At 41.0% G+C, this 19473-nt stretch carries 15 protein-coding genes and 1 rRNA gene; 14 read left to right on the top strand and 2 right to left on the bottom strand.

The genetic code is table 11. The features are described from left to right. Both BLP46_RS11225 and BLP46_RS11220 read left to right on the top strand, forming a co-directional pair. Positions 1-267, top strand: a 23S ribosomal RNA gene (locus tag BLP46_RS11225); the annotation flags it as partial. Positions 268-933: 666 nt separating this feature from the next. Continuing rightward, positions 934-1407, top strand: coding sequence for a YbaK/EbsC family protein (locus tag BLP46_RS11220; protein ID WP_092979001.1), 474 nt, complete (start codon positions 934-936; stop codon positions 1405-1407). A gap of 123 nt (positions 1408-1530) precedes the next feature. Here BLP46_RS11220 and fba read toward each other — a convergent pair whose 3' ends face one another. Then, complete coding sequence (fba, locus tag BLP46_RS11215) at positions 1531-2397, bottom strand: class II fructose-1,6-bisphosphate aldolase (protein WP_092978999.1); 867 nt, start codon at positions 2395-2397, stop codon at positions 1531-1533. Positions 2398-2689: 292 nt separating this feature from the next. Between fba and BLP46_RS11210 the strand changes: the two genes are divergently transcribed. After that, positions 2690-4510, top strand: coding sequence for a S1C family serine protease (locus tag BLP46_RS11210; protein WP_092978997.1), 1821 nt, complete (start codon positions 2690-2692; stop codon positions 4508-4510). Positions 4511-4770: 260 nt separating this feature from the next. Beyond that, positions 4771-8328 carry a pyruvate:ferredoxin (flavodoxin) oxidoreductase gene (gene nifJ, locus BLP46_RS11205; RefSeq protein ID WP_092978996.1) on the top strand — a complete coding sequence of 1186 codons (3558 nt, stop codon included), beginning with the start codon at positions 4771-4773 and terminating at the stop codon, positions 8326-8328. Between the two features lie 80 nt (positions 8329-8408). On the opposite strand, the gene spoVAE is transcribed toward nifJ, so the two are convergent. Next, positions 8409-8762 carry a stage V sporulation protein AE gene (spoVAE, locus tag BLP46_RS11200; protein ID WP_092978995.1) on the bottom strand — a complete coding sequence of 118 codons (354 nt, stop codon included), beginning with the start codon at positions 8760-8762 and terminating at the stop codon, positions 8409-8411. A gap of 242 nt (positions 8763-9004) precedes the next feature. Between spoVAE and BLP46_RS11195 the strand changes: the two genes are divergently transcribed. The 10 genes from BLP46_RS11195 to BLP46_RS11150 all read left to right on the top strand — a co-directional run bounded on the left by BLP46_RS11195 (position 9005) and on the right by BLP46_RS11150 (position 19330). Further along, the gene (locus BLP46_RS11195) at positions 9005-9964 is read left to right on the top strand and encodes an ATP-binding cassette domain-containing protein (protein ID WP_092978994.1); all 960 of its coding nucleotides are present in this window, start codon (positions 9005-9007) and stop codon (positions 9962-9964) included. Continuing rightward, complete coding sequence (locus BLP46_RS11190) at positions 9964-10668, top strand: ABC transporter permease (RefSeq protein ID WP_092978992.1); 705 nt, start codon at positions 9964-9966, stop codon at positions 10666-10668. Before BLP46_RS11195 ends, BLP46_RS11190 begins: the two co-directional genes overlap by 1 nt. A gap of 14 nt (positions 10669-10682) precedes the next feature. Then, positions 10683-12311, top strand: coding sequence for a GldG family protein (locus BLP46_RS11185; RefSeq protein ID WP_092978991.1), 1629 nt, complete (start codon positions 10683-10685; stop codon positions 12309-12311). After that, positions 12311-13831: a DUF4340 domain-containing protein gene (locus BLP46_RS11180; RefSeq protein ID WP_167669256.1), complete on the top strand. Its 1521-nt coding sequence runs from the start codon at positions 12311-12313 to the stop codon at positions 13829-13831. Before BLP46_RS11185 ends, BLP46_RS11180 begins: the two co-directional genes overlap by 1 nt. A gap of 151 nt (positions 13832-13982) precedes the next feature. Beyond that, a complete protein-coding gene (leuC, locus tag BLP46_RS11175) occupies positions 13983-15248 on the top strand; it encodes a 3-isopropylmalate dehydratase large subunit (RefSeq protein WP_092978988.1) in 1266 nt (421 codons plus the stop codon). A 19-nt stretch (positions 15249-15267) separates the two neighbouring features. Continuing rightward, positions 15268-15750, top strand: coding sequence for a 3-isopropylmalate dehydratase small subunit (gene leuD, locus BLP46_RS11170; protein WP_092978987.1), 483 nt, complete (start codon positions 15268-15270; stop codon positions 15748-15750). 212 nt (positions 15751-15962) lie between these two features. Then, on the top strand, positions 15963-16655 hold the full coding sequence (locus BLP46_RS11165) for an iron-sulfur cluster assembly scaffold protein (protein WP_092978985.1): 693 nt from the start codon (positions 15963-15965) through the stop codon (positions 16653-16655). Positions 16656-16676: 21 nt separating this feature from the next. Then, a complete protein-coding gene (locus tag BLP46_RS11160; protein WP_092978984.1) occupies positions 16677-17678 on the top strand; it encodes a GGGtGRT protein in 1002 nt (333 codons plus the stop codon). Positions 17679-17773: 95 nt separating this feature from the next. Then, positions 17774-18559 (top strand): DUF4037 domain-containing protein, encoded by a 786-nt coding sequence (locus tag BLP46_RS11155; protein ID WP_092978982.1) that lies wholly within the window; start codon positions 17774-17776, stop codon positions 18557-18559. A gap of 192 nt (positions 18560-18751) precedes the next feature. Continuing rightward, the gene (locus BLP46_RS11150; RefSeq protein WP_092978980.1) at positions 18752-19330 is read left to right on the top strand and encodes a hypothetical protein; all 579 of its coding nucleotides are present in this window, start codon (positions 18752-18754) and stop codon (positions 19328-19330) included. Positions 19331-19473: the final 143 nt, after the last annotated feature.

Genomic DNA, 19473 nt, shown 5'->3' with positions numbered 1-19473 from the left:
TATTTGAGGAGCTCTGTCCTTAGTACGAGAGGACCGGGATGGACATACCTCTGGTGCACCAGTTGTCACGCCAGTGGCACAGCTGGGCAGCTATGTATGGATCGGATAAACGCTGAAAGCATCTAAGCGTGAAGCCGACTCCAAGATTAGATATCCCATCGTTTTAACGAGTAAGACCCCTTGTAGACTACGAGGTTGATAGGCTGCGTGTGTAAGTGCCGTGAGGCATTCAGCTTGGCAGTACTAATAGGTCGAGGGCTTGACCATATTTCTTTTGTCTTTATGTTTTGTTTCTCTTTATTTCTTCTTTATTCAGTTTTCAGGGCGTTTCCTGAGTTAATTAAGACATCACAATTGTGGTGTCTTTTTTTGTAAATTTGCTTAGATTTGATATTAGTGTAAATATTTGAGTATAGCCGAAAAATGATAGATGTAGGTAATTGGTGGTTTGTGAGCTACCGGTTGTTTTTAGTAGGCAAAATATATGTAAAATATTTGTAGGGCATATTTTGATATCTATTTTTTGTTTTATATTAATTCTATTTTAACTCTCTTTGATAAAATATGCTCAATTTTTTGTTACTCAAACTTTCATTATAGAGTCGGCATTAATTGTAAGTTAGGTGTGATTAAGATTAAGTTTGTTTTATCGATTATGCTGGAATCGTTCAATGTACTAATTCGATATGAAAACTATACTGATATTTTGAAAATTAGTGTGCGCAGTGGGTATTAAGAATATAATTAATTTCCTAAAGTTAAATTTTGTCTCATAATATAAAATCCGGTTATAAAGTTATAACTTAAAACTAAGTTTTGCTATAAATTTTTGGTATTTGCTTTTATTAACATTAAGCTTGTATTTAATTTCTTTTGAATATATAATGTAAACATACATTATTACTATGATTAATAGGAATTGAGGTTTTATATATGAGTTTAATCGGTGTAAAAAGTTATCTTGCAAAATTTGGTCTGGATAACGATATAATAGAAGTAAATGATAGTTCCGCTACCGTTCATGACGCTGCAATATCTTTAAATACTGATGAAGACAGAATTGCAAAGTCTTTATCATTTTTAGTCGGAGATGATGTTGTTGTAATTGTGGTTTCAGGACGCTCAAAAATTGATAATCACAAGTATAAGGCATTCTTTCATAAAAAGGCTAAAATGATACCGTTTGATGATGTTGAAAGATTAACCTCCCACCCAGTAGGTGGTGTGTGCCCATTTGATTTGCCTGAGAATGTTCAAGTGTATCTTGACAATTCATTAAAAAAATACGATACTGTATTTCCCGCCTGCGGTTCTCCTAATTCTGCAATTGAGATTAGTATTGATAATTTAGAAAAGACTTCAAATTATAAGTCTTGGATTGATGTTACAACCAAAATTGATAATTAATACTGTTTGTTTCTATTGCTTGATCATAATAAAATATTATTAAAAAAGTCCCTTTACGGTTAATCTAATTTAACCATAAAGGGACTTTTAAATTAACATTATGTATTATACCGAATAGGGAAATTAAGCCTTGTTTACTGAACCGAAGAGTTCCATTTTTTCCTTAACAGTAGCCTTGATAGCCTCTGCGCCCGGAGCGAGGAGCTTTCTTGGATCAAAGCCCTTGCCTTCAAGGTCTTTGCCTGCTTCGATATACTTTCTTGTAGCTTCAGCAAATGCGAGCTGGCACTCTGTGTTTACATTAATTTTTGAAACGCCGAGTGAAATAGCCTTTTTAATCATATCAGCCGGGATGCCTGTGCCGCCGTGAAGAACGAGTGGCATTGCACCTGTGAGCTGCTGAACAGCATCAAGAGTTTCAAAGCTAAGGCCTTTCCAGTTTGCAGGATATTTGCCGTGAATGTTGCCGATACCTGCTGCAAGCATTGTTACGCCGAGGTCTGCAATCATTTTGCATTCCTGTGGATCTGCACATTCGCCTTCGCCGATAACGCCGTCTTCTTCGCCGCCGATTGCGCCAACTTCTGCTTCAATTGAAAGTCCCTTTTCGTTGCAGATAGCAACAAGTTCCTTTGTCTTTTCAACGTTCTCTTCAATCGGATAGTGAGAACCATCAAACATAATTGAGCTGAAACCTGCTTCAATGCACTTCTTTGCGCCTTCGTATGTGCCGTGGTCAAGGTGAAGAGCAACAGGAACAGTGATGTTGAGTTCCTCGAGCATACCGTTTACCATACCGACAACTGTCTTAAAGCCGCACATATATTTTCCTGCGCCCTCAGATACACCGAGAATTACAGGTGAGTTAAGCTCCTGAGCTGTCAAAAGAATTGACTTTGTCCATTCAAGGTTGTTGATGTTGAACTGACCTACTGCGTAGTGTCCTGCCTTTGCTTTTGTAAGCATTTCTTTAGCGTTTACTAATGGCATTTTTATCTTCCTTTAAGTATTAGATTTCAACAGAAAAACGTCTTTCCCTGCCGAGTTAAACTTATTATACAATAAATTTTGTTAAAATTAAAGTGTTTTCAAAAATTTTATGATAATTTTTTAACGATTTCAGTTTGCACTTCAAAAATCACGTAATTTTCATAATAAAATCACAATATTGTTACATAAGTTGGTTGCTTTTAAAATTTTTACGTTATATAATTAATACAAAACTGATAATATAATTGTTTATTAATTATGAGTGATTAAGAGCATAAAAGGAGAGCTTTTTATGGATAATAATAATGATAACAATTACGGCAGCGGTTATTACAACTCGGAACCGCAAAAGCCGTTTACCGAAAAGACTTCCGAGCAGCCAATGCAGGAGCATAATGCGGAAGCACAGCAGAATTTTGACTTTGAGCCCGAACAGCCGCTTGTAAACAAACCCGAAGATCATACTGATGACGGAGCTTCAAATACTCGGCCCGAGGTTGACCAACAGAACGCCGAAGATGAAGAACCGTTTAATCCGATTCAAAACACTTCGTCATATGCTAACGGTGCGTTTACAAACTCAACGTCCTATAATTCGCCTCAGCAGAGTTATCAACAGAATTATCAGCAGAACCGTAGTAATGTCCCTCCAATGCAAAACCAAAATTATTATTCAAATGCACCCCAGGGCAATTATCAGCCTAATTCTGCATATAATCAGGGAGCAGGCTATAATCCAAATCAGAACGGCTACAATGGATATTCTGAGCCGCAACAACAAAATTATAACAGATATTCTTATCATCAGGGTAATTCAAATATTCCTCAGTACGGAAGTGCTGCTACTAACAATATTCCGCAGATGCCCTTGCAGCCCGCTGTTCCCAAAAAGAGCAACAAGGGCTTGATTGCTGTTATAATTGTACTTTCGGTATTGCTTTTGGGTAGTATTGTGGGAATATGTGTGTATATCACTTCAAATATTTCAAATGCTTCTAATAATAATCAGACCGATAATGCACCCGCATTCAGTTTTACTCTTCCGCAGGGCGGTGACAATCAAGTGCCGCAGACAACAACGGCACCTCAGTCCAGCCACAAGGAATCAGATTACAGCGACAAGACAATTTCCGATTACAGCGGTCTTTCACTTGAAAGCAAGCCGAAAGACGCAGGTTCAAGCAGTGATTACAGCGCAGAGTATGCATTTAACAAGGCTTCTTCTTCGGTAGTCGGTGTTGTATGCTATGCCGACGAAGTTACAAGCGTTGACAACTGTTCTTCACAGGGAAGCGGAATAATTATTACCTCCGACGGTTACGTAGTTACAAACGCACACGTTGTCGGAAACAGCAAGACAGCTTATCTGATTCAGATTGTTACGGCTGACGGAAAGACTTATAACGCAGGTGTGGTTGGCGTAGATTCACGTACAGATATTGCCGTGCTTAAAATGGACGACGCCAAAGACCTGACCCCCGCAACATTCGGAAATTCGGACGATGTTGAACTTGGCGAAGATATTATAGTAATAGGAAACCCCGGCGGACTTGATTACCAAAATTCACTGACAAAGGGCGTAGTTTCTGCAATCAATCGCGAGGGTTCCTCAAGCAGTCTTGTAAAATATATTCAAACTGATGCGGCAATTAATCCCGGCAATTCAGGCGGACCGATTGTAAATCTTTACGGTCAGGTTATCGGAATTGCCACTTCAAAGATCGTATCGGAAAAGTATGAGGGCATGGGATTTGCTATTCCTTCCGCAACGGCAAAAGATATTGTTGACAGCCTTATGAAAAACGGCTATGTTGACGGCAGAGTAAAGATAGGTATTACAGGCGAGGCGGTAAACTCTTCGGCTGCAAGCCAATATAATATTCCGCAGGGAATTTTGATTGCCTCTGTTTCGGCAGATGGTCCGTGTGCAAATTCCGGACTTAAAACCAATGATATTATCACCGAGGTTGACGGTCAGAGCGTAACGAATTTCTCACAAGTTTATGAAATTCTTGAAAATCACAAAGACGGTGACAAGATAAAACTTAAATATTACAGATATTCCGATAACTCAAACGGTGAAGTTGAAATAACGCTTCAAGCAGATAAATAATACGAATAAATCGGATTATTCAGAATCATATTATGAATATAGCGGTCGGACAGAACAAATTTGCCCGACCGTCTTATTTAACCTAAAAAGTTGAAAATATTATATAAATGATATAAATTAATTGCCTTTGCAACGCAAAAAATAGTTGAAAAGTCTTTACAAATGAAGTCAATAATGATACAATCTAAAGTGATTAAGTGTAAATAACTTAATGTATTTACGACTCGGATGAGACGTTTTAATCAAAGGAGGAAAATCCAATGGCAAGAAAAATGAAAACAATGGATGGTAACAGCGCTGTTGCTCACGTTTCCTATGCGTTTACAGATGTTGCTGCTATCTATCCTATCACACCTTCTTCTGTAATGGCTGACCTTACAGATAAGTTTTCGGCGCAGGGCGTAAAAAACCTTTTCGGAAGAGAAGTTCAGGTAACTGAAATGCAGTCTGAGGGTGGTGCCTCGGGTGCTGTTCACGGTTCGCTCGCAGCAGGCGCTTTGACAACAACATACACAGCTTCTCAGGGCTTGCTTCTTATGATTCCTAATATGTACAAGATGGCAGGCGAGTTGCTTCCAAGCGTTATTCACGTTTCGGCGCGTGCGCTTACAAGCCACGCCCTTTCAATTTTCGGTGACCACTCCGATATTTATGCTTGTCGCCAGACAGGTTACGCAATGCTGTGTTCAAACAGTCCTCAGGAATGTATGGACTTGGCAGCGGTTGCTCATCTTTCCGCAATTAAGGGAAGAGTACCTTTCCTCCACTTCTTTGACGGTTTCAGAACTTCTCACGAAATTCAGAAAATCGAAGAGTGGGATTATGCTGACCTTGCAGATATGCTTGATTGGGACGCAGTTGAGGCATTCCGCCGCCGTGCACTCAATCCTGAGCACCCTGTAACAAGAGGTACCGCACAGAACGATGATATTTTCTTCCAGGCAAGAGAAGCCTGCAACAAGTATTATGACGCAGTACCTGAAGTTGTTGTTGAATATATGAACAAGGTTAACGCTAAAATCGGTACTAATTACAAGCCGTTCAACTATTATGGTGCAGAAGACGCAGAACATATTATTGTTGCTATGGGTTCTGTTTGTGACTGTGCAGAAGAAGTTGTTGACTACCTTAATGCAGCAGGTGAAAAGGTTGGCTTGCTCAAGGTTAGACTTTACAGACCTTTCGTTGCCGACTATATGCTCTCAGAACTTCCTAAGACAATTAAGACAATTTCTGTTCTTGACAGAACAAAGGAACCGGGTTCAATCGGTGAACCTCTGTATCTTGATGTTCTTGCAGCAATCAACGGTTCTGACTTTGCAGGCGTAAAGGTATACACAGGCAGATACGGCCTTGGTTCAAAAGATACAACTCCGGGCGATATTATCGCTGTTTACAGAAACGCTGAAAGCGAAACTCCTAAGAGAAGATTTACAATCGGCATTGTAGATGATGTTACAAATCTTTCACTTCCGATTGTTGAAAATCCTGACACAACTCCTGCAGGAACACACAGCTGTAAGTTCTGGGGACTTGGTGCAGACGGTACTGTCGGCGCAAACAAGAACTCAATCAAAATCATCGGTGACAACACTGATATGTACGCTCAGGGCTACTTTGCATATGACTCAAAGAAATCCGGCGGACTTACAGTTTCTCACCTTCGTTTCGGTAACCAGCCGATTAAGTCAACTTACTATATTTCAAAGGCTGACTTCGTTGCGTGTCACAACCCGTCATATGTTGATAAGTATGATATAGTTGACGACCTTAAAGAGGGAGGCTCATTCCTGCTTAACTGTCCTTGGAACGTTGACGAGCTTTCTAAGAGACTTCCGGGCAAGATGAAGAAGATTCTTGCTGACAGAAAGATTAATTTCTACACAATCGACGGTATTAAAATCGGTAAGGAAATCGGACTTGGCGGACGTATCAACACGGTTCTTCAGTCTGCATTCTTTAAGATTGCCGACATTATTCCTGCCGACAAGGCTAAAGAGCTTATGAAGGCTGCCGCTAAGAAATCATATATGAAAAAAGGCCAGGCTATTGTTGACATGAACTATGCCGCTATCGACCGCGGTATGGAAGACCTCAAAAAGGTTGATATCCCTGCTGATTGGGCTAACGCTGTTGATGACGCTAAGGAAGACAAAATCGACGGTCAGGGTGCTCTCGTTGAATATGTAAACGGCATCTTAAAGCCTGTAAATGCATATAAGGGCAACAAGCTTCCTGTTTCCGCATTTATGGATCACGTTGACGGTACAGCTCCGAACGGTTCTGCCGCTTATGAAAAGAGAGGTATTGCCGTTGATGTTCCCGAATGGAACAGCAACAACTGTATTCAGTGTAACAGATGTGCAATTGTATGTCCGCACGCTGTAATTCGTCCTATCGCAATGACAGACGAGGAAGTTGCCGCTTCTCCCGAAGAGACAAATGCTATCCCTATGATGGGACTTAAGGACCTCAAGTTTGTTATGACAGTTTCAACTCTTGACTGTACAGGCTGCGGCGCTTGCGCTAACGTTTGCCCGGGCAAGAAGGGTGAAAAGGCTCTTGTTATGAAGCCAATTGACACACAGCGTCCAAAGCAGGCATTGTTTGATTATGCACTTACAGTATCAGAAAAGCCTGAGGTTGCCGAGAAGTTCAAGTTCTCAACAGTAAAGGGAAGCCAGTTCAAACAGCCACTTCTTGAGTTCTCAGGTGCTTGTGCAGGCTGCGGTGAAACACCGTATGCAAAGCTTGTAACTCAGCTCTTTGGCGACAGAATGTTTATTGCCAACGCAACAGGATGTTCATCAATTTGGGGCGCTTCGGCTCCTGCAACTCCTTACACAAGAAACAAGAAGGGTTACGGTCCTGCTTGGCAGAACTCATTGTTTGAGGATAACGCAGAGTTTGGTCTTGGTATGGCTCTCGGTCAAAAAGCTATCCGCAACAGACTTATTGAGTATGTTGAGAACATTGAAAAGGATACAGACAATGCTGACCTCAAGAATGCTTGCCAAAACTATCTTGACACAGTAACAGATTCAACTTCAAGTCGTCCTGCAACAGACGCACTTATTGCAGAACTTGAGAAAAATACAGATGACGCTAAGGTTGGCGAGCTTGCAAAGAAAACCCTTATTGATAAGGACGAGCTTGCTAAAAAGTCAATGTGGATATTCGGCGGTGACGGTTGGGCTTATGATATCGGTTTCGGCGGTCTTGACCATGTAATCGCTTCCGGCGAAAATGTAAACATCCTTGTATTTGATACAGAGGTTTATTCAAATACAGGCGGACAGGCTTCAAAGGCTACACCTGTCGGTTCGGTTGCACAGTTTGCCGCTGCAGGTAAGGCTGTTAAGAAGAAAGACCTTGCCGCTATTGCAATGAGCTACGGCTATGTATATGTAGCACAGTGCGCTATGGGTGCAGATAACAACCAGGTTATTAAGGCTATGGTTGAGGCTGAAAGCTACAACGGTCCGTCACTCGTAATCTGCTATGCTCCTTGTATCAACCACGGTATCAAGGGCGGTATGGGCATTGCTCAGCTTGAAGAAAAGAAAGCTGTTGACGCAGGTTACTGGAATATCTTCCGTTTTGACCCACGTCTTGCAGACGAGGGCAAGAATCCGTTTATGCTTGACGGAAAGGCTCCTTCAGCTTCTTACCGTGACTTCATTATGGGCGAAGTTCGTTATAACTCACTTACACGCTCATTCCCTGAGAGAGCAGAAAAGCTCTTTGAAAAGGCTGAAAAAGTTGCAGAAGATAAGTATGCACACCTTCTTCACCTTGCAGGCAAAGACGCAGAGTAAGTTTTATAAAACCTAATAAAAACAACGGGCGCCGAATTTTCGGCGCCCTATTTGTTTGGACTTATAAAGTTTTATTAGGTTTATTTGTCTCCGGAACGTGTAATCAGAGCGGCAAGAAGCCCAAAGAATATTGCAGCCGACACACCTCCTGCGGCACTTGTGAGTCCGCCTGTCAGTATTCCGAGTGCGCCGTCCGAACTTAACGCTTCCTTAACTCCGTTGCACATCAGATACCCAAAGCCGCTTATCGGCACAGCCGCACCTTCTCCGGCAAAATCTATCAAAGGGTCGTAAAGCCCGAACGCACCAAGGATTACACCTGCGACCACAAATCCTGTGAGTATTCTTGCGGGTGTGAGCTGAGTTTTGTCTATAAGAATCTGACCGACTACGCATATCAGTCCGCCGACCCAAAAGGCGTTAATATATTGCATAAAAAACACTTCTTTCAAAGTTTGTAATCATTATCAATAAATATTATTTTCAAAATTTGTTGAATAATTCCAACCGCCCAAAATATTGTGTGACGGAATTTTGAAAATTTGTGATTTAATACTGATTTTTTGCATATTTTACTACACAAAATACGTTTTTTATAGTATAATTCATAATGTTGAGTTTTATCCGAATCGGATTTTTGGGTAATTTCAGACTAATATTAAGGAGTGAAAGTCGAATGGTCGAGGTTAAAAACCTTACAAAATGTTATGGCAGCATAAAGGCCGTTGACAACATCAGCTTTACCGTTGAAAACGGTGAGGTATTGGGCTTTCTTGGTCCTAACGGAGCAGGAAAATCCACAACAATGAATATGATTACGGGTTATATTTCTTCAACGTCGGGCACAGTTACAATTGACGGTGTTGATATTCTTGAAGACCCGAAAGAGGCAAAGACAAAAATCGGTTACCTTCCGGAAATGCCGCCGCTTTATGTGGATATGACAGTAAGAAAGTACCTTGAATTTATGTTTGACCTTAAGAAGGTTAAACTGCCAAAAAAGGAGCATATTGAAGAAGTAATGCGCCTTGTAAGAATTACGGAGCAGTCTGAGCGTGTAATTAAAAACCTTTCAAAAGGTTATCGCCAGCGTGTAGGATTTGCACAGGCACTTTTGGGCAATCCGCCTGTACTCATTCTTGATGAGCCTACTGTTGGTCTTGACCCTAAGCAGATTATAGAAATTCGTAAACTTATAAAGAGCTTGGGACAAAAGCACACCGTTATTTTTTCTTCCCACGTGCTTTCAGAGATTTCCGCAACCTGCGACAGAATCATAGTTATTTCAAAGGGCAAAATTGTTGCCGACGCAAAAACAGACGAGCTTTCAACAGCCGTTGCGGGCGAGCAAAGACTTTCACTTGTTGTTGAGGGAAACAGCGCCGATGTGCTGTCTTCAATAAAAAAGATTCCTGCCGTTGTGCGTGTTGTAAAAGAGCGTGATATGGCAAACGGCAGCGCAAAATATATTGTACGTTATGAAAACGGCAAGGATATCCGCAAGGAAGTATTTAACGCAATTGTCAGAATAGGAGCAGCAATTCTTGATATGCAGTCAAGCAACGAGACTCTTGAGGACGTATTCCTTGACCTTACTACCCGTGACGAGTCTTTGAACGATGGAGGTAAAAACTGATGGGTGCAATACTAAAAAGGGAGCTTTCCTCCTATTTTAACTCAGCCACAGCATATGTGGTAATGGCAGTTTACTTTTTCTTTTCGGGACTGTTTTTCTATACATACTGTTTTGCCTATAATTCGGCAAGCCTTGCAGGCGTATACGGAAATATGTTCTACATAATTATGTTTATTATACCGATTATCACGATGAAAACATTTGCCGAAGAAAAACGTCAAAAAACCGACCAGGCACTTTTGACCGCTCCTACAAGCCTTACGGAAATTGTGCTCGGCAAATTTTTGGGCGCATTCATACTTTACCTGATTTGCAGCTGCATTTACCTTGTATATGCCGTTATAATCTCATTCTTTACAACACCTGAATGGTCGGTTATTTTGTGCACATTTCTTGGTGTAGTCTTGCTCGGTGCATCGCTTATTGCAATAAACGTATTTATTTCCGTTTTGACAGAAAGTATGATTATTGCGGCAGTATTCGGTATGGCTGTCGGACTTTTGATAAGCATGATGAGCTATTTTGCAAGTATGATTTCACTAAGCTGGATTTCAAATGCGCTTAAAGCAATCAGCTTTATGGAATATTACCAGAACTTTACATACGGAATTTTAAGCATTGTTGACGTAGTATTTTTCCTGAGCGTAACCGCACTGTTCCTTTTCTTTACGGTACGTGCTCTTGAAAAAAGACGTTGGAGCTGAGGGAGGTTACAATAATGAGCGAAGAAAACAAGAATTTGAACACATCAGCCCCCGAAGCACAGGAAAATGATGCTTTGGATTTGTCTGAAGCTGCAGTTGATTCAGCCGCAAAGACAGAAGAACCCGAAAAAGCTGAAGCACCCAAGACTGAAGACAAAAAGAAGAAAAAAGAGGGCAAAATAAAGTCCTTTATGAAATCAAGAAAAGCAAAACACGGTTCAATTGCAATCATCATAGTTGCCGTTGTAATTGCTATAACAATTGTAATTAACATTGTTTGCGGTTTGCTTGTAGACCGTTTCCCGAATTTGAAGCTTGATTTAACGGCAAACAGCGCATTTGAGCTTCAGGAAGATACATTAAATTATGTTTCTGACCTCAAGCAGGATGTAACAATTAATATTCTCGCATCACAGTCGGATTTTGAAAATAACGGCACATACTTTATTCAGGCAGAAAACCTGCTTGATAAAATGGAGAGTGCCTCTGACGGAAAGCTCAGTCTAAAATATGTTGACCTTTCTTCAAATCCGAATTTTGCATCTCAGTATCCTAACGTGAATTGGGACAGCCAAGTCAGCAACGTTATTCTTGTCAGCAGCGGTGACCAGTACAAAGCATTGACTCTTGAAGATTGCTTTGAATACGATTCACAGTATTACAGTTATTACGGTTCATATCAGTTTACCGGAACAAAAATCGAACAGGCTGTTGTTACTGCAATTCTTAATGTTACAACAGAAAATAAGATTGTTGTTGATATGATTAAGGGCAACGGAGAGCAGGATTATTCGTCAGTTACCTCGTTGCTTGAAAATAACGCATATCAGGTAAACGAAGTTTCGCTTGCAACAAGCGGAATGGATGATGACGCAGAGTTTGCAGTGTTGTTTGCTCCTTCGGTAGACCTTGACGACGCCGCAATCGACAAGCTTTCGGCTTGGCTTGATAATGACGGTAAAAACGGCAAAACTTTGATTTATATTCCGTGTGCAGACAAAGTTGATACTCCAAATCTTGACAAATTGCTTTCAGATTGGGGAATGCAGGTTAACGACGGATATGTTTTTGAAACAAGTAACGATTATCTTGTAAGCAATTCAAGTCCTTATGCATTCATTGTTGATTATGCTGATTATTATAAGGATAATCTGAAGAACTCCAAAATTCCTGTTGTAACCTCGGACACACACGATATTACCATCAAAGACGAATCAACGGCACATGCATTGCTTACAACTTCTACCAAAGCAGGCGTTTACCCATACGATGCAGATGATAACTGGAACTATAACGACGCAATTTCGGGAGAGGCATTAAATGTTGCTGCCGAGGGCGTTAAAACCAACAGCGACGATATTTCATCAAATGTTATAGTATTTGGCTCTTATATGATGTTCACAAAGAACTTTATGGAGATAAACAGCTTTAATAACTCGGCCTATTTGATGAATATTGTAAACACACTTGCAGATAAGGATGACGTGGGAATCACAATTGAAAGCAAATCACTCGACAGCGCAGAGCTTGGCGTTACTGAAGTTGCTCCCGGACTTGTTGTTTTGATAATATTTGCATTTGTAGTTCCGATAGGTATTCTTGTTGCAGGCATCATTGTATGGGTTCGCAGGAGGAACAGGTAATGAAAAAGAACAAAAAAACTCTCCTTATTGTCGGAATAGCCGCAGTACTTTTGATAGGACTTATGCTTTTACTTATTTTCCTGCCAAAGGGCGGTTCGGATGATACCGCAACAGTTGACGAGGGAATTGCAATGGAAACAATGACCGACTCAAACGGTGTTCATCAGGTAAAGATAGATACAGATGAAAACGGCAATATAAAGAATAACAGCTACGGAACATTGATGGACTATGTTCCGGCAAAAATATCGACTATTCACCTTGAAAATTCAAAGGGAACGCTTGATATAGAGTCTGAAACACCGACAGATGATGACGGAAGTTCCGAAGCTACAACCTATACATTGGTTGGATATGAAGATTACGCATTACAGTCAGGCGCACCTGACGAAATTGCAAACTGTGCTGCTTCAATTGAATTTAAAAAGGTTGCAAGCCTAAAGAAAGAAGATTCGTCAGAGTTCGGTTTTGACAAACCTCGAAGCACGGTAACGGTAAATTATACAGACGATACAAAGGCTATTATTATAGTCGGAGACGATGCACCGCAGGGTGCAGGAACATACATAAAGTTTGGCGACGGCGATGCAATTTACCTTGTTGATTCAGATAAGGTATCTGCTTTTGATTACGGTCTTACCGACCTTATGAGCCTTACTATTAATACTGCCGCTTCGGATTCGGACAACTCAAAGGCTTCTTCAATCAGTCTTTCAGGTTCCGCATTCCCGGATGAAATTGTGCTTGAGCCATACTCTGGTGACAAGGTTTCTGCATCCTACCGTATGACAAAACCGGTTGAATGTTATGCAAACGAGAGCGAAAGCAGCAAAGTTGACGGAGCAATCAGAGGTCTGTATGCCGAAAGCGTAAAGATGGTTAATCCGTCAGAATCACAGCTTAGCGACCTTGGTCTTGCAAAGCCTTATGCGGAGGTAAAAGCCGTATATCCCGACACAACTGTTGATGTTCTCAGTTCTAAGCCTGACAGTGACGGCAAGGTTAATGTTATGCTCGGCGGAGGCAAGGTTGTTTATGTTATGGCGTCTGCAAATCTTCCGTGGGTTTCAACAAGCTACGAAAAATTATTCAGCGAGTACGTTTTGTATCCAAAGATGACTTCGCTTTCAAAAATTTCAATAGACAACGGTGATAAGACCTACGAATTTGAATTAACTTCAAAAGAGGTCACAACAACCGATGACAACGGAAGCGAGACTACATCCACAAACACAACGGTTAAATACAAAGACAAGGAAATTGCAATAGAAGATTTTTCAACTTTATATGACGACTTGACTCTTGTAAAGCTTGCTGACGGAAAAATTGAAAAAGCAAGCGGCAGTCCTGCACTTTCAATTACCTACACATATTCGTCGGACGATTCGACAGATACTGTAAAGTATTATTCGTCAGACGGAGAACGTTATGTTGCAGAGATTAACGGCACTGTTGCCGGTCATTCTCAAAAGGCTGTCATCAATAACCTTATGACATCGGTTGCAGAACTTGTAAAATAATTAACTCGGCAGGGGCGGCTGCGTACGCTTGATTTGATTTATTTAAATTACAGCGGCGTTCGCCCTGCTGTTGCGAAATAAACAATTTTGTTCTATAATAAAAGAACCGCATTTCATTAAGAAAAATCAATAATCTCCGAGGAGTGATATTATGGGTATGACAATGTCCCAAAAAATTCTTGCGGCTCACGCAGGGCTTGATGAGGTAAAGGCAGGTCAGTTGATTGAGGCAAAGCTTGATATGGTGCTCGGCAACGACGTTACCTCTCCGGTTGCTATCAATGTTTTTGAAGAAAACGGAGCGACAGCAGTTTTTGATAACACCAAAATTGCAATGATTATGGACCACTTTACACCTAACAAGGATATCAAGGCTGCAACTCAGGTTAAGCAGACAAGAAACTTTGCAAACAAATATGATATAAAGAACTATATGGACGTTGGTGAAATGGGCATTGAGCACGCTCTTTTGCCTGAAAAAGGACTTGTGGGTCCGGGATGTCTGTGCATCGGAGCGGATTCTCACACCTGTACATACGGCGCGCTTGGCGCATTTTCAACAGGTGTAGGTTCAACCGATATGGCTGCAGGAATGATAAGTGGCAAGGCTTGGTTTAAAGTTCCGTCGGCTATTAAGTTTAACCTTGTCGGCAAGCCACAAAAGTATGTGAGCGGCAAGGATGTAATTTTGCATATCATCGGAAAGATTGGCGTTGACGGCGCACTTTATAAGTCAATGGAATTTGTAGGTGAGGGACTTAAATATCTCGGTATCGACGACAGACTCACGATTGCGAATATGGCAATTGAGGCAGGCGCAAAGAACGGAATTTTCCCGGTTGACGATATAACACGTGAATATTGCAACGGAAGATACAAAGGCACTCCGGTTGAGTACAGCGCAGATGAAGACGCCGTGTATGATGAAGAATGCACAATCGACTTGTCCGAACTTCGCCCGACAGTTGCATTCCCGCATCTTCCCGAAAACACAAGAACGGTTGATGAAATCGGTGAAAAGGAAGTTAAGATTGACCAGTGCGTTATCGGTTCCTGCACCAACGGCAGAATAACAGACCTCAGAGCGGCTGCAGAGATACTTAAAGACAGAAAAATTGCCAAGGGCGTAAGATGTATTGTTATTCCGGGAACTCAGCAGATTTGGCTTGATGCTATGCACGAGGGATTGTTTGACATCTTTATTAATGCAGGTGCAGTTGTTTCAACACCAACATGCGGACCATGTCTTGGCGGCCATATGGGCATACTTGCCGCAGGCGAAAAGGCAATTTCAACCACAAACCGCAACTTTGTCGGCAGAATGGGACACGTTGACAGTGAAGTTTATCTTGCAAGCCCGGCTGTTGCGGCTGCAAGTGCGGTAACAGGCTACATTACAAGCCCGGAAAAGCTCTAAGAAAGGTAAGGTGTGCAATATGAATGCAAGAGGTACTGTTCATAAGTTCGGAGACAATGTTGATACAGACGTAATTATCCCGGCTCGTTATCTTAATACGGCTTCTCACAAGGAGCTTGCGGCACATTGTATGGAAGATATTGACAAGGATTTTGTAAATAAGGTTAAAGAGGGCGACATTATGGTTGCCGAAAAGAATTTCGGTTGCGGTTCATCACGTGAACACGCCCCGATTGCGATTAAAACAAGCGGAATTTCGTGCGTTATTGCTTCGACCTTTGCGAGAATCTTTTACAGAAATTCAATAAATATCGGACTTCCGATTCTGGAATGTGATGAGGCTGCAAAGGAAATTAAGGACGGCGACACAGTCAGCGTAAATTTTGACACGGGCGTTATTACAGATGAAACTACCGGCAAAACTTATAAGGCAGAGCCGTTTCCTGAGTTTATCCAGAATATCATTAAAAAAGGCGGACTAATTAAGTCTATCACAGAATAAGTTTTCAGCAGGGCAAACGCCCTGCTGCTTTTTTTAGTAAGTTCAGGTAAAGCAAAATTTTATTGAAGTAAACTGATTATGTGCTACTTGTAAAATCTGTCGATATATATGTCGGTTATAAAAAAATACTTGAAAAATAGGGGATAATAGCGTATAATATCAGTAACTGAGTAATAATTTTGGCTCAACTAAATTTGAAAGGAGAAGTACATATGATTTATTCAAAAGAAGTAGAAAATATGTGTACTGTTGCAAAAGGACCAAAGCACGGTCCCGCACCTATTCCCGAAGAGGGCAAGTGGGTAAAAGCTTATGAAATCAAAGACATTTCCGGTCTTTCACACGGTGTAGGCTGGTGTGCACCTCAGCAGGGTGCCTGCAAGCTCACACTTAACGTAAAAGACGGCGTTGTTCAGGAGGCTTTGGTTGAAACAATCGGCTGTTCAGGTATGACTCACTCAGCTGCTATGGCTGCTGAAATTCTACCTAACAAAACTCTCCTTGAGTGCCTTAACACAGACCTTGTTTGTGATGCTATCAACACAGCTATGAAGAACATCTTTGAGCAGCTCGTTTACGGCAGAAGCCAGACAGCTTTCTCAGAGGGCGGACTTCCAATCGGAGCAGGTATGGAGGACCTTGGTAAGGGACTTCGTTCACAGGTTGGTACAATGTACAGCACAAACGCAAAGGGCGTTCGTTTTATGGAAATGGCTGAGGGTTATGTTCTCAAGACTGCTCTTGATGAAAATGACGAAGTTATCGGCTATCAGTTCGTAAAGCTTGGTAAGATGCTTGAAGACATTCGTCACGGTGTTGAGCCAAATGAAGCATATAAAAATAACATCGGTCAGTACGGTCGCTTTGACGGAGCCGCTAAGTACATTGACCCGCGTGAAGAATAATTCGGTAGGGAGGACACAACAATGGCAGTACAGTTTGAAAGTATGGAAAGAAGAATGCCTAAAATTGAGAAGTGCCTTGCCGAATACGGTATTGCAGATCTTGAAGAGGCAAGAAAAATTTGCAACGACTTGGAATTTGACCCATATGACATCGTAAAGGGTGTTCAGCCTATCGCTTTTGAAAATGCAGGTTGGGCTTACACACTTGGTTGTGCGGTTGCAGTTAAAAAGGGCGTAAAGACAGCTGCCGAGGCTGCTGAAGCAATCGGTATCGGTCTTGAAGCTTTCTGCGTTCCCGGTTCTGTTGCAGAGCAGAGAAACGTAGGCAGAGGCCACGGTAACCTCGGCGCAATGCTTTTAAGAGACGAGACAAAGTGCTTTGCATTCCTTGCAGGTCACGAAAGCTTTGCGGCAGCAGAGGGCGCAATCGGTATTGCACGTAACGCTAACAAGGCAAGAAAAGAACCTCTCAGAGTTATTCTTAACGGTCTTGGCAAAGACGCTGCATACATTATTTCAAGAATCAACGGCTTTACATATGTAAAGACTCAGTTTGACTACTTTACTTCAGAGCTTAAAATCGTTGAAGAAAGAGCTTTCTCAGACGGTGAAAGAGCAGCAGTTCGCTGCTACGGCGCAGACGATGTTCGTGAAGGCGTAGCAATTATGCAGCACGAAAACGTTGGTGTTTCAATCACAGGTAACTCAACTAACCCAACTCGTTTTCAGCACCTTGTTGCAGGCACATACAAGAAGTGGGCTATTGAGAACGGTGTTAAGTACTTCTCAGTTGCTTCCGGCGGCGGCACAGGCCGTACACTTCACCCGGATAATATGGGTGCAGGTCCTGCTTCTTACGGCCTTACAGACTCTATGGGCAGAATGCACGGTGACGCTCAGTTTGCAGGTTCATCTTCAGTTCCTGCTCACGTTGAAATGATGGGTCTTATCGGTATGGGTAACAACCCAATGGTAGGCGCAACAGTTGCTTGTGCAGTTGCAGTTTATGAGGCTTTAAAGTAATTAACTGTTAAATAATTTAGGTCGAGGCTCCGCTTGTATATCCAGACGGTGTTTCGACCTTTTGTTTTATATTTTTTTATGAAAGAGGGTACAAAATGTATTTCAATGATGAGTATTTCACTTCGGTAATTGACGGGCTTAAAAAACTTGATGAAGTCGATGCGGTTGTGTTGGGCGGCTCACGCTCAACGGGCGAAAGTGATGCCAAATCGGATTATGATATTTATGTATATTGCTCTGCTGAATTGTCACCTGAAAAGAAGGGCGATGTGCTAAAACCTTTTTGCAGCGTTACGGAAATCGGCAATTATTATTGGGAATCGGAAGATAATTGCGTGCTGAATAACGGCGTTTCCATTGATGTTATTTATCGAAGGTTTGAGATGATAACCGGATATTTAAAGTATGTAGTTGATGAAAATATCGCGTTCAACGGGTACACAACCTGCTTTTTGCACAATATTATAAACAGCAAGATCCTATTTGACAAATCGGGAAAATTTACTGAATTACAGAAAAAATACAGTGCAGAATATCCCGAAAAATTGAGACAAAACATTATCACAAAAAATCGAAAATTGCTCAGCGGCGTGCTTCCGTCGTATGATATGCAAATCAAAAAGGCCGCACAAAGAAACGACTTTGTAAATGTTAATAATAGAATCACTGAGTTTCTTGCAAGTTATTTTGATATTATTTTTGCGCTTAACAGATTAACGCATCCCGGCGAAAAAAGGCTTGTATCTCTTTGTAAAAAACATTGCAGTATTCTGCCGGAAAATTTTGAAGAAAATATAAATGCCCTACTTGCCTCGGTTACAAAGGGTAATTCATATGATATAATATGCGATATGGTAGCTGAAATTGACAAAATAATTTAGTAGAATAAAGCAAAAGTTTAAAATAAATTAAATATAGGATAAAATTAGTATAATTAAATTAAAGAGCAAAAATAAAAAAACATAATAAAATTAAATTAAAAGTTATTTAGTGTTTATCATTTTATGCCTTTCGGATATACTTTAATCACAGTCAAGAAACAAACTTAACTGATGTAAAGGAAGCGTATTAAAATGAAAAAGATGACAAAGGTAATAGCAACGGTATGTGTAGTTCTCACAATGACAACAACAGCAGCAGCATTTTCAACATCGGCATTTGCAGCAGAAAACAATTCAGTTAGTGTAAGCAGTTCGGTAAATATTATAAATGAAAGCAAAGAAGAAATATTAGATAAGTATCGCGACGCTATGATTAAGGCTCAGGAGCTTATAATTAAGATTGATGAAATTACTAAGCAGGCTTCGCAGTACAGCCAGTTTTCTAAGGAACGTTACGAGTTGAATCAGCAGAAAATGGCTTTGTCAGATGAACTTCATAAAGTTACGCAGAAAATTGAAGAACTTCGCCAAAAACTGTTGGAAAGTAACGATAGTCGCAGCGAATTGATAGAGGAACTCAGAGATGTAAGAGCTCAGCTATCGGGGCTTTATGCACAGTATGAGGAAGCTTCAAGGAAAGCAGCTGAATACGGAACATTTACAGAGGAACACAGAGAATGGGCACAGAAGAAGATGGCTTTGGCTGATCAGATTAATGAGTTGAAAAAAGTTGAAAAGGAGATACTTCAGAAATTAGGCTTTGATGAATAATATTAAATTTCAAACGAAAGGTGTGTTGGCAAAAGTCAACACACCTTTTTGGAGACCGCCGAAAAGTTTGTGTAAAAGTGAATAATAGACTTCCTTTCAAGCAATAATGGAAACAGAAAAATTAAAGCTTGAAAGGAAGTTTT

The sequence above is a fragment of the Ruminococcus sp. YE282 genome (genome assembly GCA_900101355.1).
In the GTDB taxonomy this organism is placed as follows: Bacteria; Bacillota; Clostridia; order Oscillospirales; family Acutalibacteraceae; genus Ruminococcoides; species Ruminococcoides bromii_A.
This window is presented reverse-complemented; position numbering and strand designations above follow the sequence as displayed.

Coding starts and splice junctions, on each gene's coding strand:
- BLP46_RS11220 (WP_092979001.1), top strand. CDS start 934: ATGAGTTTAATCGGTGTAAAAAGTTATCTTGCAAAATTTGGTCTGGAT.
- fba (WP_092978999.1), bottom strand. CDS start 2,397: ATGCCATTAGTAAACGCTAAAGAAATGCTTACAAAAGCAAAGGCAGGA.
- BLP46_RS11210 (WP_092978997.1), top strand. CDS start 2,690: ATGGATAATAATAATGATAACAATTACGGCAGCGGTTATTACAACTCG.
- nifJ (WP_092978996.1), top strand. CDS start 4,771: ATGGCAAGAAAAATGAAAACAATGGATGGTAACAGCGCTGTTGCTCAC.
- spoVAE (WP_092978995.1), bottom strand. CDS start 8,762: ATGCAATATATTAACGCCTTTTGGGTCGGCGGACTGATATGCGTAGTC.
- BLP46_RS11195 (WP_092978994.1), top strand. CDS start 9,005: ATGGTCGAGGTTAAAAACCTTACAAAATGTTATGGCAGCATAAAGGCC.
- BLP46_RS11190 (WP_092978992.1), top strand. CDS start 9,964: ATGGGTGCAATACTAAAAAGGGAGCTTTCCTCCTATTTTAACTCAGCC.
- BLP46_RS11185 (WP_092978991.1), top strand. CDS start 10,683: ATGAGCGAAGAAAACAAGAATTTGAACACATCAGCCCCCGAAGCACAG.
- BLP46_RS11180 (WP_167669256.1), top strand. CDS start 12,311: ATGAAAAAGAACAAAAAAACTCTCCTTATTGTCGGAATAGCCGCAGTA.
- leuC (WP_092978988.1), top strand. CDS start 13,983: ATGGGTATGACAATGTCCCAAAAAATTCTTGCGGCTCACGCAGGGCTT.
- leuD (WP_092978987.1), top strand. CDS start 15,268: ATGAATGCAAGAGGTACTGTTCATAAGTTCGGAGACAATGTTGATACA.
- BLP46_RS11165 (WP_092978985.1), top strand. CDS start 15,963: ATGATTTATTCAAAAGAAGTAGAAAATATGTGTACTGTTGCAAAAGGA.
- BLP46_RS11160 (WP_092978984.1), top strand. CDS start 16,677: ATGGCAGTACAGTTTGAAAGTATGGAAAGAAGAATGCCTAAAATTGAG.
- BLP46_RS11155 (WP_092978982.1), top strand. CDS start 17,774: ATGTATTTCAATGATGAGTATTTCACTTCGGTAATTGACGGGCTTAAA.
- BLP46_RS11150 (WP_092978980.1), top strand. CDS start 18,752: ATGAAAAAGATGACAAAGGTAATAGCAACGGTATGTGTAGTTCTCACA.